Origin of the sequence: Psychrobacter sp. ASPA161_6 (genome assembly GCF_051970285.1) — a bacterium.
Classification (GTDB): Bacteria; Pseudomonadota; Gammaproteobacteria; order Pseudomonadales; family Moraxellaceae; genus Psychrobacter; species Psychrobacter glaciei.
Genome location: NZ_JBEFNJ010000002.1, coordinates 711,392 through 737,954 on the forward strand (window position 1 = coordinate 711,392; position 26,563 = coordinate 737,954).

The following is a 26,563-nucleotide window of genomic DNA, read 5'->3' on the forward strand; positions in this document are numbered from 1 at the left end:
TTTAAGGGTGACACTGAGGTGTTGCCTTTTAGTGCTGTCAATTTCTAAATCAATTGCATTCACAAAAAAATACTGTAATGACAATGTTGTATAATACAGTGTAATGCTTGAAAAGCTAGTGATTGAAAAGTAGGTATAATGCCTGCATATAAAAGTATGGTGTTTACATTGTACTAAAGCATTTAACAGCAACACGATAAAGTAATTTTTAGTAGATAAGCCATAGCGTCAACGGTTTGATGGTTTTATACGCATCATAAGCCGTCAAACAGCTATTCATCGATCTTTGACTGATAAAGATTCACCAAAAAAAGAGGAAATACCCATGGCAAAGGCCAAGTTTGAACGCAGCAAGCCACACGTCAACGTCGGTACCATCGGACACGTTGACCATGGTAAAACAACCCTAACAGCCGCTATCGCAACCGTAGCAGCAATCACCTCAGGTGGCGAAGCCAAAGACTACGCGTCTATTGACTCAGCTCCAGAAGAAAAAGCACGTGGCATCACCATCAACACCTCACACGTAGAATATGACACCCCAGCACGTCACTACGCTCACGTTGATTGCCCAGGTCACGCCGATTATGTTAAAAACATGATCACCGGTGCAGCCCAGATGGACGGCGCAATCCTAGTCGTATCTGCAACTGACGGCCCTATGCCACAAACACGTGAGCACATCCTGCTTTCACGTCAGGTTGGCGTACCGTACATCGTCGTATTCATGAACAAATGCGACGTTGTTGATGACGAAGAATTGCTTGAACTAGTAGAAATGGAAGTTCGTGAATTATTAAGCGACTATGACTTCCCAGGTGATGACACCCCAATCATCCATGGTTCAGCCACTGAAGCCCTAAAAGGCTCACAAGAAAAATATGGCCAACCAGCTGTCGTAGAACTACTAAACGTTCTTGACACCTACATCCCAGAGCCAGAGCGTGACATCGACAAAGCATTCCTAATGCCAATCGAAGACGTATTCTCAATCTCAGGCCGTGGTACTGTTGTAACTGGCCGTGTTGAATCTGGTATCGTTAAAGTTGGTGACGAAATCGAAATCGTCGGTATCCGTGACACTCAAAAAACCACCTGTACTGGTGTAGAGATGTTCCGTAAACTGCTTGACGAAGGTCGTGCAGGCGAAAACTGTGGCGTACTACTACGTGGTACTAAGCGTGAAGACGTACAACGTGGCCAAGTACTTGCTAAGCCAGGTTCAATCACCCCGCATACCAAGTTTGACGCTGAAGTATATGTGCTTAGCAAAGAAGAGGGTGGTCGTCACACACCATTCCTAAACGGCTATCGTCCACAGTTCTACTTCCGTACTACTGACGTAACTGGCGCAATCCAATTACAAGACGGTACTGAAATGGTAATGCCTGGTGATAACGTTGAGATGGGCGTAGAGCTTATCCACCCAATCGCTATGGACAAAGGTCTTCGCTTCGCTATTCGTGAAGGCGGCCGTACTGTAGGCGCTGGTGTTGTTGCTAACGTATTGAACTAAGCATTAACCTGTCAGAGTAATCTGATAGTCGTTAAGCAGTTCGTGAAAAGCCGCTCTCTTCATTGAGGGTGGCTTTTTTTTGGGTGATAGAAGTTGATTGAGGGATATAGTCAGTAAAAAGTAATATCGATACATCACGCACTGCTGATATCAATTTTTCTTGCTTGCTGTGCCTGTGCAGACAGAGGCTACAAAAAATTGATATCAGCAGTATCGTAGCGTTTTTGGGGTATTTTGATTATATGAGCAAATAAAAATCAGTATTTACGATAAAATAGACCCTAATAAGAATAAAGGATAGGCCATGTTCACTATAGAAAATATAGAAGAGCTGCTAATTGATACAATAGAGTTTGGACACGTGATTCAAGCAGTAGCAAATATTGAAACTATGGTACAGCCGCAAGATGCTTGGGGTTATCAGACAATAATAGAATTGCTTGAGCAAGATAGTATTGATTTATTGGTCGTTTATCAAATTGATAAAGTCGTTGGCTACTGTCTCTATCAAGTTATCTTTGAGCAAGCAGAGATACTGCGCATCGGCACGCATCCTGATTACCAACGCCAAGGTATTGCCTCGCAAGTTTTTGCTAAATTGAATACTGAATTGATGAATAATAAGGTGGAAAATTTACTATTAGAAGTACGCGCAGATAATTTTTCAGCGATTGCTTTGTACGAGCAGCAAGGGTTGGCAGTGATTCATCGGCGTAAAGGCTACTACCAAATGCCTCATCGCCCAGCCATTGATGCGTTGATTATGCAGCGTGTGCATCTTTAATAGCCATAAATAGCACAGATGCTATTGAATTGATAAACGTTAGGAATGAAGACAGGCTCTAGATTACTCGGGGATTGTCTTTTTGCAGACTTCAATATCGAGCTCATAGTCACTATCTGCTTGCATGCGTTCTAATATTTCGATGCGCTCGCTTAAGAGCTCTACCATGACATTGATATTGGCCTGCTGTTTTTTGACTTGAGCCAGTTTTTGCTGAGTGAGACTTAGCTGTAAATCAATATCGAGCTGCCCATCATAATAGTCATTAAGACTGTCTTTGATTTCAGTGAGTGTAAAGCCAATAGCTTGTGCGCTCTTAATCAATTCAATGCGCTCAATGCATTCAGGATGAAACTCAGTATAGAGCCGTGAGCCTGCTTGCCGCTTACGCGACTTAAGTAGCCCTAGCTCATCATAATGACGCACGGTGTCTTTGGTGGTATTGGCTTCGCTCGCCAGCTTTCCAATTAATAAAAATGATGTATCAGGTGCCATAATAACCTCGTTGTTTTGTCGCTGTCACAACTATCATGATTTGAGCTGCCAAGATTCCTTGCTATCAAGGAGCGATACACTTAGGGACTTGTGAGAGTTCTTTTGCCATTTGACTGAATGAGTGGCTATTAGCGTATCCAATTGGGAAAGAAATTCAGCACGTGGTAGGGTGGTCGCGCCTAAGCTCATGAGATGCTCATTGGGTAATTGGCAGTCTACGAGCGCAACGTTGCTCTGCTCACATAAGCGCATCAAACCCCAAAATGCTAACTTAGAGGCGTTGGATGCACGGTGAAACATCGACTCGCCAAAATAGATATTGCCTATTTTTAATCCGTACAATCCACCAATGAGTGTGCCTGCGTCATCCCAAACTTCGATACTATGTGCAAATCCATAAGCATGTAGTTTGGTATAAGCCTCGATCATCTCATCATGAATCCACGTGTGCTCGCCCTCAGGTAGGTCAGTATTGAGACCATCACTGCGCGGTAAACTACAGGCGTGAATGACGTCATCAAAAGCTTGATTGAGTGTCACTTGCCAACGCGCGCGGCTTGCTTGCTTGCGCAGAGATTTGCTGGGTTGATAGTCGGTCGGCACAATCACGCAGCGCGGTTCAGGGCACCACCAAGCGATAGGCTCATCTTCATTAAACCAAGGAAACAAGCCTTGCGCATAAGCAGAGATGAGCGTCTCGGGCGCTAAGTCACCGCCCATGGCGACGATACCGACTCCATCAGGATCAATAGAAATAGGCTCAGGAAAGTCATAACGCCCAAGACTTTTTAAGGTCTCAGGCGTGATAAGCTGCTCGTTGGTATTGGCGTTATATTGTGAGAAGCTGTTCATTTAGTCTTCTTGATCAGCAGTCAGCGTTGACGCATAAGTATGGTCTAACGCAGTGGCTTCGCCAATCGCATCCAAGTATTTTTCAGCATCAAGTGCGGCCATACAGCCAGTGCCAGCAGAAGTGATGGCTTGACGATAGACGTGATCAGCCACGTCGCCTGCTGCAAACACACCCTCGATACTGGTTTGTGTGGCATTACCATTTAGGCCACTGTTAACGATAAGATAGCCGTCTTTCATGTCGAGCTGACCTTTGAATAGATCGGTATTAGGCTTGTGACCAATGGCGACAAACATACCAAATACATCTAGTTGCTTGGTACTGCCATCAATCATAGATTCAATAACGACACCATTGACGCCCATGTCATCACCGACGACTTCTTTTACTTGATGGTTCCATTCGATTTTGACGTTGCCATTCTTAGCTTTTTCGAACAATTTATCTTGTAAGATTTTTTCAGAGCGTAAACCATCACGGCGATGCACTAACGTGACTTCAGAGGCAATGTTAGATAAATATAGTGCTTCTTCGACTGCTGTGTTACCACCGCCAATCACCGCGACTTTTTGGTCTTTATAAAAGAACCCATCGCAAGTGGCACAAGCTGACACGCCTAAGCCTTTAAATTTGGTTTCTGACTCTAGCCCCAAATACTGTGCAGACGCACCCGTTGAGATAATCAAGGCATCACAAGTATAAGTGCCATTGTTACCTGTCAATTGAAAAGGGCGTTCACTCAGATTGACATCATTGATATGATCATAAACCAATTCTGTACCAAAACGTTCAGCATGAGCTTTCATGCGTTCCATCAGTGCAGGGCCTGTCAAATCATGCGCATCGCCTGGCCAGTTGTCGACTTCGGTGGTGGTCGTTAATTGTCCACCCACTTCCATACCAGTGACCATAACGGGCTTGAGGTTAGCGCGCGCAGCATAGACCGCGGCAGAGTAACCCGCAGGTCCTGAGCCTAAAATAATGAGCTTTTCGTGACGTGGAGCAGTAGTATCAGTTGCCATGAGTGGTTCCTTGCAAAATATACGAATTAAAAATGTGAGTGATAAATGTAATAAAAAGACAAACGTCAAAAGGTGCGACTAATATAGTTTTTCTAATTGCTATGAGATAATAACATAAGGGCACAGCGCACAAAGTGCAAGTTTGCTAAAACAAACACAGGTATCATTAGAATCAAAGAATAAATAGCTTTGGAATATAAGTGCAAAAAACAGAGGCTATTTTATAGAATTTAGGCAATACAGTGAGCAATATTTTGCCACTAGTGTTTCGCTAACCAGCTGTTTTCTTGCGCAAAGTATCTATTGATTTACTTTCTTACACGCTTTCTTTATAAGACTGTCGCCACTGCACCTATGTATTTGTTATTATAAGAAGTTATGCCAAGTGTAGTAGGAGCCAAGCGATAACGGTTGTTTAAAGTCTCTATGATCGGCACATGCCATACAAACACTTCGCTCGGTACATTTATGTCAACACTTTATGTCAGCATGATTAGGCTTAGTCATGCACTGGCGACCATTTAGTATTAATAACAAGGCAGATTTTACGTGATATCAGCACCGCTTATTGAGTATTTAAAAAAGGGAATATTTACCCTCCTTGGGTTAATACTGGCCGTTTATCTGTTTGTCATTTTGATGACCTATACAGGCAACGATCCTAGTTGGTCGCACATTAGTAGTGACATGACCACCATTAATAATATGGGTGGCGAGATGGGGGCGTGGTTGTCTGACCTGCTTTATAGCTTTTTTGGTTTTGGCGCATGGTGGTTGTTGGCGTTTGTGGTCTATGAGTCTATTCTTATTTGGTGGGACAATAAGCCGACGTTTTGGTTGCTACGTGTAGTCGCTTACGTGTTTTTGATTCTAAGTGCCAGCGCCTTATTTGCACAGTTGGTCGCTTTAGTGCAGCAAATAGCAGATCCAGTTACCACAGGTCTGACAGGGGTCGCAGGTGGTATCATCGGTCTCGAACTGCAAGCGCGTTTGGCTCAATTGTTGTCGCAGTGGGGGAGTGTGGTCTTTTTAACGGTATTCGTAATTATTACGGCGACCTTTGCTTTTAATATTCATTGGCTCGCGATATACCGAAAAATCATGACCCTGTCATGGCTTGGTTCTGGTGTAAAAAACCAAGATAGTCAGTATGAGAGTGTGCAGGCCGCTGAAAAGAGTCATCAGCAGCATGATGAAACCCTAACCGACGAAAAGGCATCGCACGCTGTTCCAGAGTATGACCAGCTACCCCTTGAGCTGCAAGCAACTGAGCATGAGGATAATACGCAACAATCCGATACCAGTGGTCGCTTTAATCATGTACTCACCGAATTTTTAGCGAGTTCTGGCTTGGGTGCCAGTGTGAAAGCTTCTATGGCAGCAGCGGGTGAGAGCGAGCATTTACAAAGCGTACCTGCCACGCCTAGTAGCGCTGGCGTAAGCAACTTTAGTGATAACAAGGTATCTGCTACCCCAAGCCCTATCACGACTCCTAGCCGTAAAGTAGAGCCGAGCTTTGCTTGGAATGATGCCAATACTGTTGATGACTTATTGGCAAGCGATATGGCTATTTACGATCAGAGCATCCACAGCGCCACTCATGATTCTGCTACTCCTGCTTATATCAATAATGCTGAGTCGCCAAAAGAGACAGCAGTGTCTACAAACACGGCAACAGATACGTCAACAGACATGGCAACGCTAGAGCTGGAGACACCAAGCGCGAGCTCTACTGTCAATCCTAATAAAGAAGAGGTCGAGCAAGGAATTACAGAGACAGCAAGCAAGCAAATCGCGCCTAATTTTGCCGATGCGCCTCAGACTATGGCATCAGATGACAGCCACGCAACAGATGAAACGAACGAAACGGTTGATACATTGGCAGAATCTTGGTTGTCAGAACATGCGCCTGTTTCACCTTCTCAAGAAACAGAAGAAGATACTAATGAACCCGATCAGCCAGCACTAAAGACGGCAGCAGATAATACTTATGACGCCTCTGCTGGATCATCAAACAAGTTATCAAATGAAGAGCAATGGGAAAGCTCATTGTCAATACAAAGTCCTGCTCCAGAAGAGGATGAGGTAAGTATCGTCGCACCAGTCGCTGATATGACCCCGACCAATACGCCACCGACCAACCCAACATTACCTCCTAAGGTAGAAACTAACGTTTCAGCGCCAGCTGCTGAACCGATAGCCGCATCTAAGCCAACGGTCAGCTTTGCGGTGCCAGAGGGTGATAGCGGCAACCATATTACGGATATGATGCCTGAGGATGACAGCCGCGATGATAATAGCGATACGCCCGTTATGCCGCATATCAGTGACGATGGCGCTTTTAGTCAAAAATCACGCTCGATGCAAACCGCCGCCTATCGCAGCAGCTTAACGCCTATCCCAGAGATCTCTATTTTAGATAAGCCAGATCCTGATCGTAAGCCAAGCTATACCATCGCTGAGCTTGATAAGTTGTCTGAGCTATTAGAGATTAAATTACAAGAATTCAATGTTAAGGCCGCAGTAGTCAATGCCATTCCGGGGCCAGTCGTTACACGCTTTGAAGTCGAGCTTGCTGCTGGGGTAAAAGCCAGTAAAGTCACCGGTATTTCACGTGATTTGGCACGGTCATTATCAATGGCATCTTTGCGTGTGGTTGAGGTCATTCCGGGCAAGCCTTATATCGGTATCGAAGTGCCGAACAAACAACGCGAAATGGTGCGTTTGATTGAGCTGTTGAATACCGAAAAATTCCAAGATCCTAAAGCCCAAATCAGCATGGCAATGGGTAAAGATATCGGTGGTAATGCTATTATTACTGACCTTGCGCGCGCGCCGCATATGTTGGTTGCGGGTACCACAGGCTCTGGTAAATCGGTATTGGTCAACTCAATGCTACTCTCTATGTTACTCAAATATACACCGAACGAGCTGCGCCTGATTTTGATTGATCCAAAGCAGCTTGAGCTGGCAAACTACAATGATATCCCGCATCTACTGACGCCAGTCGTCACAGATATGACTGAAGCCGCCAGTGCCTTGTCATGGTGTGTGGCAGAAATGGAGCGCCGTTATCAGCTGATGAGCTTATTAAAGGTACGTAAGCTTAACGAGTTCAATAAAAAGGTCATCGCTGCTGAAAAATCGGGCAATCCAATGCTCGATCCATTGTGGCGACCTAATGATAGCGTGAGCATCAGCCAAGCACCAAAGCTCAAAACCTTGCCGATGATTGTCATTGTCGCGGATGAGTTTGCCGATATGATTATGCAAGTCGGTAAACAAGCTGAAGAATTGATCACGCGCTTGGCACAAAAATCACGCGCGGCAGGCATCCATTTAATGCTTGCCACTCAGCGTCCATCAGTCGATGTCATTACCGGTCTAATTAAAGCCAATATCCCTGTTCGTGCAGCGTTACGAGTGAACTCAAAAGTGGATTCACGGACGATTCTAGACAGTGGCGGTGCAGAAGACATGCTGGGTAATGGTGATATGCTGTTTTTAGGCCCAGGGCAAATTGAGCCAGACCGTGTACATGGGGCGTATGTCAGCGATGAAGAGGTCAATCGTGTCTGTGATGCTTGGCGTGAGCGCGGTGCGCCTGATTATATTGATAACATGGCAGGCAACTTTGAATTGTCTAGTCCTGGCGGTGGTGGTAGTGGCGGCAACGCTTCTGGTGAGGACGATGACTTATATAATGATGCCGTGGCTTTCATCATGGAGACGCGAAAAGTATCAGCGTCTAGTATCCAGCGTAAATTTAGTATCGGCTACAACCGTGCCGCTCGTATCGTTGATTCAATGGAAGAGGCTGGATTGGTCAGCTCGATGGGTAAAAGCGGCAAGCGTGAGTTATTGATGTAAAAGATGATAAGTTTGATGAATTATAAAAAGCGAGTCACGAGAGTGGCTCGTTTTTTTATTAGGAATATATGGTAGCGCTATTGCTTAAATGACTAGTGAGTTTGTTTATCGATTATCAGCAGTGTTTTTTTATACTAAACTGACAGAAGGTTATGGGATAAATATCACTTAATTTCAAAAATGCTTAGTCCAATTACTCTCCAAGGAAGGTTAGTTATGTTTAAAGAATACACCCAATACGATGCCCTAGGTTTAGCCAAGCTCGTCAATTTAGGTGAGGTCAGTGCCAAAGAGCTATTAGACGCTGCGACTCATCAAGCCAACACACTGAATCCTAAGTTAAACGCAATCATTCATCGCTTTGATGAGCGTGCTTATAATGCTGCGCAAGCAGGATTGCCAGCAGGTGCATTTAATGGTGTGCCGTACTTACTCAAAGACCTATCATTTTATTTTGCTGACGAACCCATCACAATGGGCAGTCGTAGCGTGAATGTCGTGCCAGAAAACGACAGCGAAATCGTTAAACGTATGAAAGCGACGGGTGTCAGTACTTTCGGCAAGACCAATACGCCAGAGTTTGGTTTAATCATCACCACTGAACCCAAAGCACACGGTGCCACCCACAATCCATTCAAAAAAGGCTATAGCTCTGGTGGCTCATCAGGTGGTAGCGCGGCAGCGGTGGCGAGCGGTATCGTACCGATGGCAGGTGCTGGCGATGGTGGCGGTTCGATACGTTTTCCGGCAGCATGGTGTGGGGCGTTTGGACTCAAACCCAGTCGTGGACGTAACCCAATGGGCCCGTCATTTGGTGAAGGTTGGGAAGGCGCGGTCGCTGATCACGTGATTACCCGTAGTGTGCGTGATAGTGCTGCGATGCTCGATGCCACGAGTGGCGCTGAGATTGGCGCGCCTTATGTGATTGCGCCACCTGATGGGACATTTTTGCAAGCAGCGATGCGTGCCCCTCGGCAATTAACGATAGCTTTGCACCAGCAGCCATTAGTCGCCAATACAATAGTGGACAAAGAAGTACTGGCTGTACTAGAGCAGACGGCAAAGCAATTAGAAAGTATGGGTCATCGTGTGGTGCCTGCTGAGCCGAATATTAATATCGAACAATTTTGGCATGATTTTTTAGTGGTGGTTTGTACCCATACAGCCTTTACCATTGATAATATCGAACGCAAATTTGGTGCAGAACATATAAAGAACCTAGAGCCGCAAACGTATAATATGGCGATGCTAGGACGCTCGCTCTCTGCCGTTGACTTGGCACACGCTAAGCATGGCTGGCATGATAGCCAATATCAAACGGGTCTATTATTAGAGACCTACGATATGATTCTGTGCCCGACCATACCGACGCCTGCGGTTAAACATGGCGTGCTGCCACCAAGTCGTATGGATGAAATGCTCATGCGCAGCGCGGGCTTACTAAATAAAGGCATTGATATGGGGAAATATGCCTTTAGCTCAGGCATGATCGAAAAGCTTAGTCAGCCGGTACTGGGAAAAATGGCCTTTACCTTGCTGGGGAATGTCACTGGGCTGCCTGCCATGTCATTGCCAGTAGGCATGAGCAAAAAGGGTTTGCCGATTGGCATGCAGCTGATTGGGCGTATGAATGACGAGACTACTTTATTTAGTATCGCTGGCGAAATGGAGCGCGCAGGGTTGTTTACCAAGGCAGCTTTTGAGAAGTAGTTTTATTTTTGCTATCGCTTGATTAAAAGTTGCCTAATCGAAGCGATAGATATCCATTCCCAAGCTATGATGTGCCATGCTCTGATGCACGACGGAGACGCGTTGACCGGCTCCTAGGGCAAAAAACAGCGGTAGTAAATGCTCGTCGCTTGGGTGTATGTCGCGAAAGTTGGGATACTGCTGCCAGTCTAATGCCGCTGGGATGTCTGTTTTGAGCTGCTGTAGCAACCAGAGCTTAAAGTCTTGTGCGGTCTCATCTATGCTCTCGGCTTCCCAGCGTAGGGCTTGTAGATTATGAGTGATATTGCCTGAGCCAACGACGAGTATTTGTTCCTCGCGCAGTTGCGCCAGTTGCGCGCCCAGCTGATAGCAGGCAGCACTGTCATAGTGCCGTGGCAACGATATTTGTACGATAGGCACATCGGCCTGCGGATAGAGATGTCTGAGCGGTGCCCAGACACCATGGTCGCTGACGCGCATCGGATTGACGCTACAGGTAATACCGCGTGCCGTTAACTGCTGTGCTAGCGATTCAGCGAGTGCCGGATGACCGGCAGCAGGATATTGTAGCTCATACAGTTCAGGTGCAAAACCTGAAAAATCATGCCACGTCTTTGGTTGTGGGTTGCTGCTGATTTCTAGCTTCGCCGACTGCCAATGCGCCGACATAATAACGACGGCACGTGGCTTGGGTAGGTTTTGCCCGATACGAGCCAGTGCACTGGTTGTGGCCGATTGCTCAATCGCCAGCGTTGGGGCACCATGCGAGATAAATACCGCTGGTAGCTTGGCTAAATTAGGCGTAATCGAGCGTTCAGCTTGGGCGTTTGCCAAAGCTGCTGTGGTCGTAATGGGCGTATGCGTCTCTTGGTGAAGTTGCTCACGTTGCTGATGCGCATAAGGGGCGTTAGGTGTCGCTCGTTTTGGATATTTCATGTTCCGTTTATTAGGGCATGTGCTCGTTTTTCAATCGTTTTGATGAGGTATAACCAGTTCAAAATAAAAACGGTATGCTAAAAACAGCGTTCTGCTGGCATGAGTTTTCCTTGCTTGCTGTGCGCTTTGCCCTTCAGAGGTTTCGAAAAACTCATCGCAGCAGCACTGTATTCTTTTTAAATTGAATCGACTATATCTGTCTTAAGCAAACAGTCATTCGTTAACACATCTGCTCATGCTATTTCTAGTTGCCGCGATGATAAGGGTGGTTGTGATTGACACTCATCGCCCGATATAGTTGCTCCATCAAGACCACACGTACTAATGGGTGCGGCAACGTCAGCGCGGATAACGACCATTTCACATCGGCTTTTGCCAATACTTCTGGTGATACGCCGTCAGCGCCACCAATCACTAGGGCGATATCATCGCCTTGCTGCATGGCATCGGCCAACTTATCTGCCAACCCTTCTGTCGAGAGCATTTTTCCTTTGACATCCAATACCCATAATTGCTCACGTCCCGCTGCATTGTGAGCGGCCAATATCGCCTGACCTTCTTGCTCGCGATACTGAGCAAGATTGGCATCCGAAGGGTTTTTGGCACGTTTGGCGGCAGCAAGTTCAACAATTTCTGTACTGAGCATCGGTTGGATACGTTTGAAATATTCATCAAAGCCAGTCTGTACCCAGCTCGGCATCTTGTTACCAACGGTCAAAATTCTTACTTTCATAATACCTACCCTGTCAATACGTGAGAAAATGTAACAAAAAAAATCTAAGCTTAAGTTGCCGTAACAAAGACCTCTTTTACAAAGCTTTTTTTTATGCTTTACTAGCATTCGACAAACAGTTGTTCTTTAGTTCGCAATCATCTTGAGAAGTGATGAGCAATTATACAATGTCTTTATGCAATATTTTTATGCTAATTTTTTGATGTACCATAAGTTCAATTGAAAGTTTTTTTAACGAAAGGAGTCGTTCATGAGTCGTACTATATCTATTGCACTTACCCTTACTGCTGGTGCTCTGCTGTCTACCTCTGTCTTTGCTGCCTCTTTAAACGGCACACAATGGCAAACCATTGATGATAAAACTGGTGAAAAAAAGGCCATCATTCAGCTGAATGAAAGCAACGGTAAAGTCTCAGGAAAAATCATCAAAGTACTCAATAAGGAAGAGGCTAAAGCTGTTTGTACCAAATGTCCTGGCAGCCTCAAAAACAAGCCAATCGAAGGTTTACAGATTCTATCGGGCTTAAAGGCTGACGGTAACAATAAATGGAGCGATGGCAAGTTAGTAGACCCTGAATCCGGCAAGACGTATTCTGGCAAACTCACGTTAAGTGACAACGGTCAAAGCCTAGATCTACGAGGTTATGTCGGTTCGCCACTCTTTGGTCGTTCGCAAACGTGGCAACGTATCAAGTAACGTGTGTAATGCCTGTTGGATAGACTATTGACCAAGACTGTCATTTCAGCAAGCTTGCCATTGAAGCAAGCGTATCATTGAGATATAAATTAACCAGAAAGGATAGCCGATTAGATTGGCTATCCTTTTTTATGTCTGTTTGTTCAACAGACCCTAACCAATTGCTATTACTCTCTAATGACATTATACAAGTGACATTATACAAGTGACATTATACAAGTGACATTATACAAGTGACATTACATAAGTGAAGCAATGGTTTGCGAGACTTTGTCTTCTGTATTTTGGCTATCAGTATTATCGCTTGGTTTTGGAATAATGGTCAGCTTAGCATCAGATTCAAAGACAATGGCTTCAATATCATCGAAGCTGTTCATGCCTTCAGAGCGCATGGCACATTCGATTTCTTGACGGGTCAGCCGCTCATCTCGCATAGCATCGGGCAAAAACTGCCCTTGATAAAAGACAATACGCGGCTCAGATAAAATAAAATTGCTAAATTGCGGTGAGATGGAAGCGTATTTGGTGACCAAAAATTGTAGTAGGTATAGCACCAAGATAGAGGCCACGCCTTCGATAAAAGGGATGTCTTTGAGCAAAATAGTGCTAGCGCCCAATGAGCCGATCATTACGGTGACGATCCAATCAAAGTTATTGAGCTGTGATGTGGAGCGCTTACCCGAGATTTTGGTGGTCAGCACGACTAAGACGTAAACCATGACGGTCGTTAAGACGATGCGTCCAAGCTTGTCTATACTGTCAAAAAATAGCATGTCCATAATATTGACTCCTATCAATAGCACAAAGTAATTCAATGTTTAAAGGTCAGCTGCTAAATATCACACCAGCTAAAACCAGCGTAACGGAATTCACGCCCTAATGGTGAATAAACTTTGTAGTACGTTGTAGACAGCAGCGCGTGTTCACCCTGTTTTACGTTTGGGGTTAAGGAGATGATTCAGCGCCAAAATACTGATGCGGGCACTGATAAAAGTCAGTACCAATATCATGACTAAGGCAGAAATGAGCGGGAGAGGTTGTTGCATAGCCATCTCAATCAATACTTCGCGATTCACTGCATCAAACAAAAAGAACCATATGCCTAAGAAATAAATAGCAGTGAGTAACCAAACTACTGCGACCCCGCCAAACATTAAACGATTGATTTCACTTTTACTAAGGGCGCGCTGTTGATGCTTAATAAATTTACTGACCGCAATATAAGCACCGATAATGATAGAGAGCACCGTCACCAGTTGCGAATTCAGAGCAAGTTTGGTTTGAATCATCATAAATATTGCGCTGGCAAGAATATAGCCCACCGCAAAAAATCCCACATATTGTGCCAGTTGGGATTGAGCTGACTCATGATTTTTCGGTAGCGCACTGCGGTCTGAATGAGTCTTGGGTTTATTGAGATTGGTTGTCTTGCGTGACATGAGCGACCCTTTATAAAGGTGAAAAATAGGATGTTAAAAACACTTAATGTTGCGCTGTCCAATCAAGCATCGCATCTAACACGGGTCTAGCCGTATAAGCGTTTAATGCTTGCTCACTATTAATGAGTCCAACAACGACATAATCTTGTCCCGACAACCCTTTGACATAGCCTGCCATTGAGGTGACATTATTTAGAGTGCCTGTTTTTATCCATGCGCGCCCTGTGGCGGCTGAATCGGGTAAGCGTGCGCCATGAGCAGCAATGGTACCACTGACTCCAGCAATGCCTAACGAATTGACATAAGCATCGAAGCTTGGATGGCTATAAGCGTAAGTTAATAGCTCGCTTAAGTTGGCAGCCGTTATCGTACAATCACGGCAGAGTCCTGAGCCATTGGTTAGATACGGTGCTGGGGTGTTCAGATGGCTCTGCCACCACTGATTTATCGTTTGTAAGGCAGCAGAATAGTCCGTAACAGCAGGTTTGCCAAATTGATATAAGCTGGTTGTCTGCTTATTTATGGGTTTATTATTTGCGGCTTTGACATTGCTTGGTGTATCGCTATTTGCACTAGTTATATCAGATTCTGCGTTGCTTTTAATATTAATGGCTTCAATGCTATTTGCTTCAATGCCACCTGCTTTGGTTTTATTTTTCACCATAGTGGATTGGCTATAAGCGCCAATCGATAGCGCTACTTGTTCAGTCATGACATTGTTTGAGAAGTGATTGATATCATAAATCTGCTTAGTCAAATTCAAGGACGGATAGCTGGCAATAGGCAGCGGGGACATAGACAGTGCTGACAAACCATGCGTGGGTTTAGTACTTTTTGCTGTAGTGTAAGGCGTTTCTTGGGTGATGACATCGCCACTTAAGGTATTGCCTAGCTCTTGCCATTTTGCGGCGACAACACGTGCCGAAAAATCTTTGGCATCAGGATAAGCGACATAAAAAGCGTGTTCTTGGCAGCTATTGGGCAAACCGGTATTTAACACAAGCTTTTTTGTTTGCCACTGCGGTGCGAGACTATAACGCGCTTGTCCACAAGCAGCTGAGCGCGTATCTATTATGCTGGGCAAATCATAATTTGCTAATTGCGGTGTATAAGTCAGGCTTGCTTGGTCATCGTTTAACGGATAGCTTTTAATGCCAATGGTACTGAAATTAACCAAAAAGCCATCGGGACTGGCGTTATAAGGGCGCAGTGGTGAGTTATCAAAGGCGGCAGGATCTTTAGTGACATTTTTAAAGACGGCACTGTCGACAATAATATCACCCTCGATATGACGAATACCTGATGATTTTACTTTATAGAGAAGCTGTTTTAAACGCTCGTGGGTCATTTTTGGGTCACCACTGCCTTGAATAATCAGATCACCATGTAAGCGGTCACCGATGACAAGGCCTGTATGATAGACACGGGTATGCCAGACAAAATCAGCGCCTAGGGTGTCTAAAGCAATAAAGCTGGGAACGAGCTTCATGGTGCTGGCAGGCGTGCGAGCGATATCGGATTGGTGATTCAATATTGGTGAAAATGAAATCTTTATGGATGCAGCATCAGTATTAATGTTACTGGTTTTATCGCTATTTTCTGTAATATTGGCATTACTACCATCGTTGTTAATGATGGTTGTTTTTGTCTTATCGCCCAATATCGTTGGGATACTTTCTAAGCTTTGATAAGTGTAAGGATCATCGGTGTAAGCATGCAATTTTTGCTCATGTCTTTCAATGGTTCGCCGCTCAATGGTAACCAATGTACTCTGTTGGAGCAGGTGGCTGTTCTCATTGAGTTTGTCATTATTATTTTGCGTGGCTGTCTGGGCGTTACCCTTTATATCAGCATTTACGTTAGCGGTTTGTTTCGGTTGAGAAACCCTTTTAGAGGAGCTATCCGAGCTGCTATCGATGACCTGAATCGGAGCGGGCAGGTGACTGGCGTTTTTATCACCGACTGGTGTGATGATGATACTAATATCAGCTTCTGTTAAGTCAGCTCGTGATAATGCCGCTTGAATAGCTTTGGGCAATGCTGCTTGCGCATACAGCGGGGCTGCCACTAATGTCAGCGCAACCAACCATTTATGAGTCTGATTAAACGATCGCAAATGACTAAAAACAGGCGATAATTTGGCGGTAAGCACGGAGGAATGACAGAGTCTAGAAGTAGGTCGCATGAGCATCTTTTATTCGGTAGCAAAAGCCGCCTATACTAACATGAGTTACTGTTTTCGCGTAGATGGCAGGCGTGGTTGAAAACTTTTTTTAGCTTGATTCTCAAAATAAGAATACGCCCTAGCGTACATGTAAAAACGCCATGGCGGTCATGATCGCATCGTTATAAGCATCGTGAGCGCCCAGATCAGGGATATTATAGTGCGCTAAAATATTGCGCAGCTGTTGTGATTGGTTGGGGACACCCTGAGTGCGATCACCCATGCGCCGACTATATAAGTGGCGCAAATCGATGATTTCGTTGGGTAGTGCCGTGCCCATATAGCGTTTGACTAGAGGGTTTAAAAACGCTGTGTCTAAACTCGTACAAAACCCCACAATCGGTCGATTACCTATAAATGGCAGCAATCGCGCCAGCATCTCATCGTAGCTCATACCATGCTCAACGTCGGCAGTACGTAGACCGTGAATCACAATGGTGTCACGGTCTGGCATCACTGGAGGCTTGCATATGATATGCATGCCATTACCGGTGTCAATCGTATTGCCATTGATATGAATCGCGGCGACAGACAATAAGTGGTGCTTTTTTGGATTGAGTCCCGTCATTTCGCAGTCAATCGCTACCCACTGCTTAGCCAAGGGTTTGGTAAACATCGATGCCAATTCTGGACGCTGTAGCTGTTTTTTTTGCCAAGCGCAGGATAACTGTGTTAGCCAACTCATATTTGTCATTCATCCATTGATGCGAGTTCTATACTTATACGATTTTCATGCTTATGCAATTTCTAATTGATAATGCTGACGTAGCTGGTTTTTAAAGCTTTTTACGACAGCCAAACACTCTTTTAATAAGTCGCGCTCAAGCGCGGTCAAGGTCATTGGGTTGACTTGCCGCGCATGTTTATCATCGGTTGATAGGGCGACTGATAAGCGCTGTGCCATAAAAAATTCCAAGGCTTCTAGTAAAGTATCCGCTCGCTCTTGGGTCAAGGCGCGCGCTTGTACCAAAGCTTTAAGACGATTTTTACTACTGGGCACGTCTAAGATATCGTTTTCTAACGCTAAGGTACGAATACCATGAACCAGTGGAAAGATACCGGCTTTCTTTAGATCAATGTCTTCTGACCCGGATTTACCACCGAGCAAAGGCACGAACTTTTGCCACCACTGATTGACATCACCGAACTGTAGCGCGGCACGTGCAAACTGGCGTACAAACATAGGGTCTGACTGTCTGTGGGCGACCTTTAAATGTTGACGCACCTGAGTCAATAATGACTCATTTCCGCAGACGTATTCGCCATCAAGTATGGCGGACAAATAAATACCATGCATAGGATTGGTGTTTTTAAACCATAAACCAATCTGAGCATTAAACTGTTTTAGCGGCTGTCGCCACATCGGGTTGGTCATCATGATATTGCCATCGCACAGCGGATAACCGAGGTCTGCTAAATGGTGATTAAAAGTATCCGCAAATTGCGCCAGATCAGGATGAGTATAGCCATCACGTAAGATGAGTGCATTGTCTTGGTCAGTACGCATGATTTGCTCACCTCGACCTTCTGACCCCATCACGATTAAGCAGGTATTATTCATGACTTCAGCAGGCACGATAAGTTGCCAAAGCTTGGTAAATACTTGTGCATTCAAGGTCTGTACCATACGGCTGATATTACCGATTTTGACGCCGTTTTGATGTTGTGCGCGAATGTAACGACCGATAAGCTCGACGGCGGTATCTAAGCTCGATAAGTCTTTTGCTTGCTCGATTTGGATACTAATGAGCTGAGAGTGATGGCCAATATGCGCAAGCATATCGCTTTGTCCGAGTATACCGACGACATCCCCATTTCGATCAATCACTGGTAGCCGATGGATGCGATAGCGGGTCATGGTCAATAATGCATCGCCAATCTCATCACTGGCTTTGATGGTACGCAGGTTAAAGTTAGCATAGCGCTGGCATGTAGTCGTGGCAGGGTTTTGCTGGTCACTCACGGCGCGGCAAATATCGGTGTCGGTTAAAATACCTAACAGATGACCAGTACCATGTCGCGTTTCTTTCCTATGCTCTAGATGGTTCAATGGACGTACTAGTACATGTTTTAGCCCCGCTTTCGTCATGATAGAAGCGGCTTCGTATAAACTATTATTGGCATCGACGATATGGACTGGCAATAGATTGACGTCAATGACAGGCTGCAACATGATCTGTTGCACTTCTTGTTGGTCATTGTAGCTGGCAAGGTCTATGGTTTTATTGTGACGGCGTTGCTGTAATGCTTTTAGCCGTTCGGGCAGCTTATCTGACAGCATTTGACGGACTAGATGGTTTTGGGCGCTGATTTTATCCACTGCGCTACCAGCGACTTGGAGCAGCAACGTATCTTCAGCGGCTCGAAACTGATAGGTTTGTGATGCTCCAGTATTAGGGCTGTTCTCAGTCAATGATTCAGGCAGACGACGGCTGTCGAACCAGTCGTTATTATTGAGCTGGTCGGAGTGGTTACTACCCAAATAAGAGGCCACAAACTCACCGTCAAGCAATTGCTCAATCTGTCCTTTGATGACGACATACAGATACTGCAATTCTTCGGCAGTTAGATGCTCATTTTTGGCAAGGTAGCGAATTTGAGTGTTTTTTCTAATGCTTTGGCGTTCAGCCAGACTCAACACATCAAAGGGCGGCTGGGTAAAATCAAGATGGGGCATGGCATCATCCTTGATGGCATATTTGATAAAAGCCACTTTACTATAGCATTATTAAAGCAAAAAACCTCTAATAGCCACAGTTAAATTGTGGTTATTAGAGGTTAATATCTCGCTTAATACTTTTAAATAGACTGCCTACGCACCCAGTAGTTTACGAATACGGCTGATCGCTTCACGGCTCTCATCGACACTAGCGACAAGCGCAATGCGTACATAACCTTGCCCAGGATTTTTGCCATTGACTTCACGTGACAGGTAACGCCCAGCCAGTGCATGGATATTGGCCTGCTCGTATAAGGCTTTGACAAATAGTTCATCATCACCATCGAACTGTTCAGGCGCTTTGATCCAAAAGTAAAATCCAGCTTCTGGCATCCGCAATTCTAGTAGCTCACCAAGCTCAGACATCCATAAGGCAAACTTTTCTCGATACAGCGCACGGTTATGCTCAACATGCTTTTCATCCTGCCAAGCCGCGATAGAGGCAAGCTGATGGGGTATTGGCATTGCGCAGCCTTGATAGGTACGATATTGCAAATAAGCCTGCAAGATTTTGGCATCGCCTGCCACAAATCCAGAGCGTAAACCCGGCAAGTTTGAGCGCTTGGACAACGAGTGGAATACCACGCAGTTTTTAAAGTCATGGCGTCCAAAAGCAGCGCAGGCTTGCAATAGACCAATCGGCACCGTATCAAAATATAGCTCGCTATAGCATTCGTCACTAGCAATAATAAAGTCGTATTGATCTGATAGGCGAATGAGATATTCCCAATCATCCATTGTCATGACCGAACCTGTTGGATTGTTCGGACTACAAACGAATAGTAACTGCGTGCGCATCCATACTTCTTTTGGTACCGCGCGATAGTCACCTTTAAAATCATCGTCTAGTGTACAAGGCACAAAGTAAGGCGTTGCTTGTGCCAGTATCGCCGCACCTTCGTATATTTGATAAAACGGATTGGGCATGACCACGGTAGGAGATAGACTGCTCTCCGGATTCGCTACGTCATGATCAACAACCGCTTGTACAAAACTAAAAATCGCCTCGCGCGTGCCCATGACTGGCAATACTTCCGTGTTGGCATCGACATGATTTAAGAAAAATCGCTTTTCTAGCCAATGGGCGATGGTTTGACGTAGCTCAAAAGTACCATTAGTGGTGGGATAACGGCTTATTTTGTCCAAGTTTTCACGTAATACGTCCAGTACAAATTCAGGTGGTTCATGTTTTGGTTCACCAATGCCGAGCTTGATTGCACTGTGGTTATGGGCTGGCGTGCTATCAGCAAGTAACGTTGCCATTTTAGCGAAAGGGTAAGGATGCAGAGAGGTTAAGTTGTGATTCATAAGTAGGGTAACTATAATAGACAATTAATAATAAAGTTATAAAGAAAATTTACATTCAAGCAGTGTAGCACTTCTCTTATTTTTTGTCTTTTGCTTATCTTGGCTAATTTATCTCCTCTCAAATAGAGGCTCACAGCAAAATTGTGACGTGATAAGTAAATCTAAGACGTTGGCATAAGTTTGGTGCTTTATAACTGATAATAATATAAAAGTGACTGTCAGCGGTAACGACAGATTATGGTAAGGATAATTTGACATGGCTAGTGTCTCAAAAACTGATGATCTCAATGCCAAAAATATCCAGAATAAAAATTTGGGTAACAGTACGCCGCGCGCAGAGTTATACAAACAATTGAAACAGCGTGAGAATCATTGGTGGCAGGCGCGCCATCATTTGATTCGCCTGCAAGAGCGGCAGATGTTTTGGTTCGGTGACAACAGCTTTATGATGTGGCTACTGTGGCAGTTGGTCAGCTATGTGGTCGTGGCTACGGTACTTATGTTACTTAGTAGGCTATTTAGCATATCGCTACCTTTGTGGCAGTATGTCGCTTTATTTGTGCTACAAACGCTGATTTTCATCATTATGCTGGCTTTCAAAGGTCGATTGGCCAACAACTTGCAACGCCGAATTAATGAACAGGAAGTACTGCGTGAAGAGGCGCTAAACGAGATGATTATCTTGGCAGATGACAGTCTCTATCTCGATGTTCATGCCAAAGCACCTATTTCCTTGCAAGCGCTTTATGAGCATTATGATGCCAAGTTCCATCTTTCAAGTTTGCAGTGCTTGCTAAAAAAAGAGGTCGATGCTGGACGGTTACTGTTAGGTGAACAACAGGTAGAGGCAAATATCTTGCCACCAGATTTGGCTGATGACGAGCTCAACGCTCATGCCAGCGAGATGATATATAGAAGTATCCTATAAACTCTGCTATCTATTCCGATAACTTTTTATTATGAAAGTGAGATTTTTACTGTATGAAAAATAGGTTGATGCTAAATGGCATGACTTGCTTATCTAGCACCAATCTACTTTGTACGTTAAAGCACCAATCCCAATCCACGATATTCGTTACTCGTTAAACTTCTTAATAGACCATACTGCTTAAGTTGCAGCACTATCACTATGTAAGCTCAGACTCGTTGTCAATGCCGTTTTTAACGTTTCTAGCTTGTCGGCAGACAAAGGCTCGTCATTTTGATCACTGATATAAAACATATCCTCTGCACGCTCGCCTAGTGTGGTAATGCGAGCCGCATGTACCTCAATTTTCTCCTGCAAGAATACTTGTCCCACCCGTGCCAGTAGCCCTGGCTGATCGAGGGTTTCTAAGCTCATAATGTGCTGACCTGATGCTTCATTAAACTCAAAATTAATCACCGTCTTCACCTCAAAATGTCTGAGCTGACGCGGCATTCGTTTATTCGTAAGCTTCAGTACGGTGGGGTCTTTAAAGGCATTGATTAAGCGCTGCTTAAGCTCTTGCTGACTGTCTTCATCGACCAATAATGTGCCACTAGGATCTAGCAGTACATAAGAATCCAAGGCAAAATCACGAGTGGCAGTGATGATGCGTGCGTCTAAAACATCTAGATTCATTTGATCAAATACGGCCATAGTGACGGCAAATAGGTTTGTCTGATCTTGGGTGTAAACGAAGACTTGCACAGCATCCAGTGCCAGCTCACGATGCTCTCGCAGTACCACCAATGGTGGGCTATCGGCATTAGAGGCAAGCCCAATCGGTGGATGGTTCAAAATGGCTTCGGTATGCCATAAAATATCTTCAGCAATCTCACGCAAGAAGTACTCATCACCTAAGTCATCCCACAGTCTAAGTACCTCACTGCGGTTCATGTGCTGATTATCGACGTTATCCAACATGACCATTGCTTGCTTGTGCGTGGCACTGATCATGTCTTGACGATTGGTTGGCGCATCGATATCAGCACGTAAAATACGACGCGTTTGCGAGTATAACTGTTTCATCAAGGTCGCCCGCCAGCTGTTCCACAACTGTGGATTGGTCGCGTTCATATCGGCGACGGTCAGTACGTACAGATGATTCAAGTGGGTGACGTTGCCAACCAAATCAGCGAAAAGTGTCACCACTTCTGGATCTGAAATGTCTTTTTTCTGCGCGGTCATCGACATCAATAAATGGTAGCGGGTCAGCCAACCAACCAAATTGGCATCTGCTTTACTCATGCCATGTGCCAAGCAAAATTCAATCGACTCAGTCTCACCAAGCAAGCTATGATTGCCACCGCGACCTTTCGCAATATCATGAAACATGGCTGCTAATACTAAAATTTCTTTGCGCTCAATACGCTGAAAGAGGGAACTGACCAGTGGAAAGTCTTCATAAAAATTCGGATCGGTAAAGCGGTGCAAGATGCGGATCAAAAACAACGTATGGGCATCAACGGTATAACGATGGAATAAATCATACTGCATCAGACCGGTGACTTGGGAAAAAGCAGGAATATAATTGCCCAAAACGCCATAGCGATTCATGGTACGCAGGCGATGAAACAGGTAGTTTTGTTCTTTTAAATTGGCCAAAAATAGCGTTTGGTGATTAGGGTTGTCGCGGTAAGTTTGATCGATACCGCGCGCAGCGATTTTTAGCGCTCGTAATGTATGCGTCCGGACGTTTTTGATACCGTACTGACCCATGAGTAAAAACATCTCTAGAATTGATTCAGGATGCTGAGCAAAAACGCGATGATGCGCCATAGCGATTTGGTCGCCAACTTGGTTGAAACGCGCATTAATCGGCTGCTTTTTTGGGCGCTCATCATCAGGTAGATTGGGCTCTATGATTGTCTCATAGTAGTGATTGGTCAGCATCTCAGACAGCGTTGATATCTGCATGGCACAGCGATAATAGTCGCGCATAAAGCGCTCAACAGCGGCATTGGGTTGATCATCCGGCTGTGCCTCATAACCCATCAGCTGGGCAATGTCACGCTGATAATCAAACAGTAGCTTGTTTTCGTTACGTCCAGTCAATTCGTGCAAGTGATGCCGTATTTGCCATAAATAACCTTCGGCAAAGCTCAGCTCGTCGAACTCTTTTTCGGTCAAAAAGTTCTGCTGTACCAGATCATAGAGCTTAGTGACCCGAAAATAACGTTTGGTTACCCAGCCGATAATATGGATGTCACGCAGGCCGCCAGGCGCTGTTTTGATATTCGGTTCTAGATTATATTCCGTCGCATTATGCTGCAAGTAACGCGCTCTGGCTTCCTCGGTTTTTACCTCAAAAAAAGCGCGCGGCGACCATTGCTTATTGACAATTTGAGCCGGAAAATCTTGCAAAACGTCATTACCAATCAGGAGCCGAGCTTCTAACTGCGCACTAGCAATCGTATGATCGAGCGCAGCTTCCAAAGCATCATTCACGCTACGTACAGAGAGGGCGGGCTCCAGCCCTATATCCCACAACAGCGCCACCAACCGATCGATTTTCCCACTGGCATCAGTGCCAACCTCATCAGGAGAGAGTAGTAAAATATCAATATCTGAATAAAGCGACAGCTCACCGCGACCATAACCACCGGTGGCGAATAATGCCAAATCGGTCTTATCCAGCTCAAACCATTTAAACAAGGCGATGAGTAAGCCATCAATAGCACACGCGCGTGCTGCCACTAATTGACGAATATTGACACCACGCTCAAGCGCGCGGCTGATATCCAAATTTATTTGGGTTAACCATTCAGGAATACCGAGTAGGGTTTTTTCCGTTGCATTCGTCGCCGGTTGCAAGGAGTCGACAGTCGCGGTCTTAGATGAAAATGAAGGGAGCGGTGTCAGATCAATCGATGCGGCATCACAAGTAAACATGAGTGTTATCCCGTTAAGAGTTTAAAAATAAAACGTTTCAGCTGAAAAGCGTAGAATCACCAATGTGCTGGTAGCTGATAAAAGCCACAAATAGAAGTTACTAATATAAGTTATTAATATAAGTTATTAAGTCATCAGAGTATAAAGATAAAAAGTAGGTAAGCACAATACTCAATATGACCTAATTGTTGGCCAAAAAAAAGACCGCCTAGGCGATCTTTTATGATGTTACTGTGTTAAAAAGCTTAAGTCTTCTTCGGGACGAGTGGTAAACACTTCACAGCCATTGTCTGTGACGACCATGGTGTGCTCCCACTGTGCAGACAGTTTGCGGTCTTTGGTGATTGCCGTCCATTCATCAGGTAAGATTTTGGTCTGCCACTTACCTTCATTAATCATGGGTTCGATGGTGAAGGTCATACCTGTTTTTAGCTCGAACCCTGTGCCTTTTTTGCCATAGTGCATGACTTGTGGCTCGTGATGGAATTCATTACTGATACCATGCCCACAGAACTCACGAACGATACTGAAACGCTCAGGCTCGACCACTTCTTGAATCGCAGCACCTACATCGCCTAGGCGTGCGCCATCTTTGACAACACTCATGCCAGCATAGAGGGCATCTTGTGCCACTTTACAGATACGCTTTGCCATAATGGAGCCATTGCCCACGATCCACATTTTTGACGTATCGCCATAATAGCCATCTTTGATAACCGTCACATCGATATTAATGATGTCGCCATCTTTTAGCAGTTTCTTTTCACTTGGGATACCATGACAAACCACATGATTGACCGAGGTGCAGATTGATTTTGGAAAGCCATTGTAGTTGAGAGGCGCTGGGATAGCACCTTGTACATTGACAATATAGTCATGAGCAATTTGATTCAATGCTTCGGTGCTGACGCCCACTTTAACGTGCTCGTCTAACATTACCAGCAAATCGCTAGCAAGTTTACCGGCCACGCGCATTTTTTCTATGGCTTCTGGGGACTGGATAAGAGATTTTTTAATCATCATCATCTATCTTATAATTATGGGTTTAATGTGAGTAGATTATACCATAAATGGGTTGATGACAGTTTTACGTTAAGTGATAGCTAACCTATCATTGTGATTGATAATAATTGCTTTACAGCCAAATAAGGGCGGTTATGACTGTTCAGTCACGGTAATATATTCATATTTTGACAAATTAGTTGAATGTTACAGAATATATAAGTAATGTAATTTTGTCTGCTAAAGGGATTAGCAGCAATCTTTTCTCCTTTTGGGAGGTAAAGATAACCAAAATTATTGATGACAAGGATGTTGTTATGACTCTAAAGACCTCTTTTGCTGCAGCTGTTACGCCCAGCGCATTTTTACCTTCACTCGGTGCTATCGCTGCCGGCATCCTCCTGATGACCTTGCAAACCACATCTGCTCAAGCAGCTGGACAGTATTATAACTGTGCTAATGCCAACGGTTGCAAGCTGGTTGATAGTAAGTACTTCACCTCGAGCTACACTAAAACTCAGTATCCGGTCGTCATGGCTCATGGACTTGGTGGCTTCACTACGATGTTTGGGCTCGTTGATTACTTTAATGGAATACCTGGAGAATTGATGAAAGGTGGCTCAGAGGTATATACCACCAAAACATCAGCCGTCAATAACAGTGAGATTCGTGGAGAGCAGCTGCTACAACAGGTCAAGACCATCACTGCCATTTCAGGCAAATCTAAAGTCAATCTATTTGGGCACAGTCAAGGCGGTATAGACATCCGTTATGTCGCTGGTGTTGCGCCAAAATATGTGGCGTCAGTGACAGCAGTATCAAGTCCAGAGCAAGGGTCAAAAACGGCAGATTTTGTCAAAAACACGCTTGAGCCAAATAACAATACTGGAAGCCCGTCAAACATCACCACAGAGTTAGTATCAGGGCTGTTTAATTTGATTGGTGGCTTTACAGATATCGGCTCTGGTATCAGCTTCTCAGAGATTCAAGAACAAGATGGCTGGCAAACATTGATGGCGCTATCGACCGATGGTGCTGCTCAATTTAACGCTAAATTCCCTGCTGCCATGCCAACCAGTTATTGTGGCCAGCCGACTAGCACTGCTGCCAATGGCATCAAATACTATTCATTTAGTGGTGTTGGACAAATAACGAGCGTACTTGATCCTAGTGATTATATATTGGCAGTAACGGGTGTACCGTTTGCAGGCGAGTCTAACGATGGTTTGGTATCTGCCTGCTCAAGTCGTCTTGGTTATGTGATTCGTGATAATTATAGAATGAATCACTTAGATTCAGCCGATCAAGTGCTAAGTTTGACAGCATGGGGAGAGTCTGAGCCAAAATCTATTTATCGTACTCAGGTTAATCGTCTTAAAAATGCCAACCTTTAAGCTGA

The 26,563-nt window shown here is 44.8% G+C and carries 20 protein-coding genes; 7 read left to right on the plus strand and 13 right to left on the minus strand.

Annotated features, from left to right (window positions below; all coding sequences use genetic code 11):
• Positions 1-325 precede the first annotated feature (325 nt).
• A complete protein-coding gene (tuf, locus tag ACTQ9T_RS09020) occupies positions 326-1,516 on the plus strand; it encodes an elongation factor Tu (RefSeq protein ID WP_010201720.1) in 1,191 nt (396 codons plus the stop codon).
• Positions 1,517-1,820: 304 nt separating this feature from the next.
• Complete coding sequence (gene rimI, locus ACTQ9T_RS09025) at positions 1,821-2,300, plus strand: ribosomal protein S18-alanine N-acetyltransferase (protein WP_440464830.1); 480 nt, start codon at positions 1,821-1,823, stop codon at positions 2,298-2,300.
• Positions 2,301-2,363: 63 nt separating this feature from the next.
• Here rimI and ACTQ9T_RS09030 read toward each other — a convergent pair whose 3' ends face one another.
• From ACTQ9T_RS09030 to trxB, 3 genes are read right to left on the minus strand one after another with little or no spacing between them, the layout of a single operon-like run.
• Complete coding sequence (locus tag ACTQ9T_RS09030; RefSeq protein ID WP_415196446.1) at positions 2,364-2,795, minus strand: MerR family transcriptional regulator; 432 nt, start codon at positions 2,793-2,795, stop codon at positions 2,364-2,366.
• A 33-nt stretch (positions 2,796-2,828) separates the two neighbouring features.
• Complete coding sequence (gene aat, locus ACTQ9T_RS09035; RefSeq protein WP_440464831.1) at positions 2,829-3,647, minus strand: leucyl/phenylalanyl-tRNA--protein transferase; 819 nt, start codon at positions 3,645-3,647, stop codon at positions 2,829-2,831.
• Positions 3,648-4,670, minus strand: a complete 1,023-nt coding sequence (gene trxB / locus ACTQ9T_RS09040) for a thioredoxin-disulfide reductase (RefSeq protein WP_010197136.1) — start codon at positions 4,668-4,670, stop codon at positions 3,648-3,650.
• A 549-nt stretch (positions 4,671-5,219) separates the two neighbouring features.
• On the opposite strand from trxB, the gene ACTQ9T_RS09045 reads away from it, so the two are divergent.
• Both ACTQ9T_RS09045 and ACTQ9T_RS09050 read left to right on the plus strand, forming a co-directional pair.
• Complete coding sequence (locus ACTQ9T_RS09045; RefSeq protein WP_440464832.1) at positions 5,220-8,540, plus strand: DNA translocase FtsK 4TM domain-containing protein; 3,321 nt, start codon at positions 5,220-5,222, stop codon at positions 8,538-8,540.
• 216 nt (positions 8,541-8,756) lie between these two features.
• The gene (locus ACTQ9T_RS09050; RefSeq protein WP_440464833.1) at positions 8,757-10,250 is read left to right on the plus strand and encodes an amidase; all 1,494 of its coding nucleotides are present in this window, start codon (positions 8,757-8,759) and stop codon (positions 10,248-10,250) included.
• A gap of 33 nt (positions 10,251-10,283) precedes the next feature.
• Here the strand turns inward: ACTQ9T_RS09050 and ACTQ9T_RS09055 are convergent, their stop codons facing one another.
• Positions 10,284-11,186 (minus strand): DODA-type extradiol aromatic ring-opening family dioxygenase, encoded by a 903-nt coding sequence (locus tag ACTQ9T_RS09055; protein ID WP_440464834.1) that lies wholly within the window; start codon positions 11,184-11,186, stop codon positions 10,284-10,286.
• 244 nt (positions 11,187-11,430) lie between these two features.
• Positions 11,431-11,919 carry a 23S rRNA (pseudouridine(1915)-N(3))-methyltransferase RlmH gene (gene rlmH, locus ACTQ9T_RS09060; RefSeq protein WP_010196493.1) on the minus strand — a complete coding sequence of 163 codons (489 nt, stop codon included), beginning with the start codon at positions 11,917-11,919 and terminating at the stop codon, positions 11,431-11,433.
• A gap of 250 nt (positions 11,920-12,169) precedes the next feature.
• On the opposite strand from rlmH, the gene ACTQ9T_RS09065 reads away from it, so the two are divergent.
• On the plus strand, positions 12,170-12,616 hold the full coding sequence (locus ACTQ9T_RS09065) for a DUF2147 domain-containing protein (RefSeq protein ID WP_201593523.1): 447 nt from the start codon (positions 12,170-12,172) through the stop codon (positions 12,614-12,616).
• Positions 12,617-12,855: 239 nt separating this feature from the next.
• On the opposite strand, the gene ACTQ9T_RS09070 is transcribed toward ACTQ9T_RS09065, so the two are convergent.
• The 6 genes from ACTQ9T_RS09070 to dapC all read right to left on the minus strand — a co-directional run bounded on the left by ACTQ9T_RS09070 (position 12,856) and on the right by dapC (position 20,306).
• Positions 12,856-13,395 carry a DUF421 domain-containing protein gene (locus ACTQ9T_RS09070; protein WP_440464835.1) on the minus strand — a complete coding sequence of 180 codons (540 nt, stop codon included), beginning with the start codon at positions 13,393-13,395 and terminating at the stop codon, positions 12,856-12,858.
• A gap of 144 nt (positions 13,396-13,539) precedes the next feature.
• Entirely contained in the window at positions 13,540-14,055 is a 516-nt protein-coding gene (locus ACTQ9T_RS09075; RefSeq protein ID WP_210541542.1) for an ABZJ_00895 family protein, read from the minus strand.
• Between the two features lie 43 nt (positions 14,056-14,098).
• Entirely contained in the window at positions 14,099-16,240 is a 2,142-nt protein-coding gene (locus ACTQ9T_RS09080; RefSeq protein ID WP_440464836.1) for a D-alanyl-D-alanine carboxypeptidase/D-alanyl-D-alanine-endopeptidase, read from the minus strand.
• Between the two features lie 118 nt (positions 16,241-16,358).
• On the minus strand, positions 16,359-16,964 hold the full coding sequence (locus ACTQ9T_RS09085) for a 3'-5' exonuclease (RefSeq protein ID WP_440464837.1): 606 nt from the start codon (positions 16,962-16,964) through the stop codon (positions 16,359-16,361).
• A gap of 51 nt (positions 16,965-17,015) precedes the next feature.
• Positions 17,016-18,956, minus strand: a complete 1,941-nt coding sequence (locus ACTQ9T_RS09090; protein WP_440464838.1) for a DUF294 nucleotidyltransferase-like domain-containing protein — start codon at positions 18,954-18,956, stop codon at positions 17,016-17,018.
• A gap of 135 nt (positions 18,957-19,091) precedes the next feature.
• Positions 19,092-20,306 (minus strand): succinyldiaminopimelate transaminase, encoded by a 1,215-nt coding sequence (dapC, locus tag ACTQ9T_RS09095; protein ID WP_440464839.1) that lies wholly within the window; start codon positions 20,304-20,306, stop codon positions 19,092-19,094.
• Between the two features lie 256 nt (positions 20,307-20,562).
• On the opposite strand from dapC, the gene ACTQ9T_RS09100 reads away from it, so the two are divergent.
• Positions 20,563-21,234, plus strand: coding sequence for a hypothetical protein (locus tag ACTQ9T_RS09100; RefSeq protein WP_010196520.1), 672 nt, complete (start codon positions 20,563-20,565; stop codon positions 21,232-21,234).
• A 180-nt stretch (positions 21,235-21,414) separates the two neighbouring features.
• Here ACTQ9T_RS09100 and glnD read toward each other — a convergent pair whose 3' ends face one another.
• The gene (gene glnD, locus ACTQ9T_RS09105; protein WP_440464840.1) at positions 21,415-24,162 is read right to left on the minus strand and encodes a [protein-PII] uridylyltransferase; all 2,748 of its coding nucleotides are present in this window, start codon (positions 24,160-24,162) and stop codon (positions 21,415-21,417) included.
• Between the two features lie 228 nt (positions 24,163-24,390).
• Positions 24,391-25,185 (minus strand): type I methionyl aminopeptidase, encoded by a 795-nt coding sequence (map, locus tag ACTQ9T_RS09110; protein ID WP_440464841.1) that lies wholly within the window; start codon positions 25,183-25,185, stop codon positions 24,391-24,393.
• Positions 25,186-25,481: 296 nt separating this feature from the next.
• On the opposite strand from map, the gene ACTQ9T_RS09115 reads away from it, so the two are divergent.
• Complete coding sequence (locus ACTQ9T_RS09115; protein ID WP_010196527.1) at positions 25,482-26,558, plus strand: esterase/lipase family protein; 1,077 nt, start codon at positions 25,482-25,484, stop codon at positions 26,556-26,558.
• Positions 26,559-26,563: the final 5 nt, after the last annotated feature.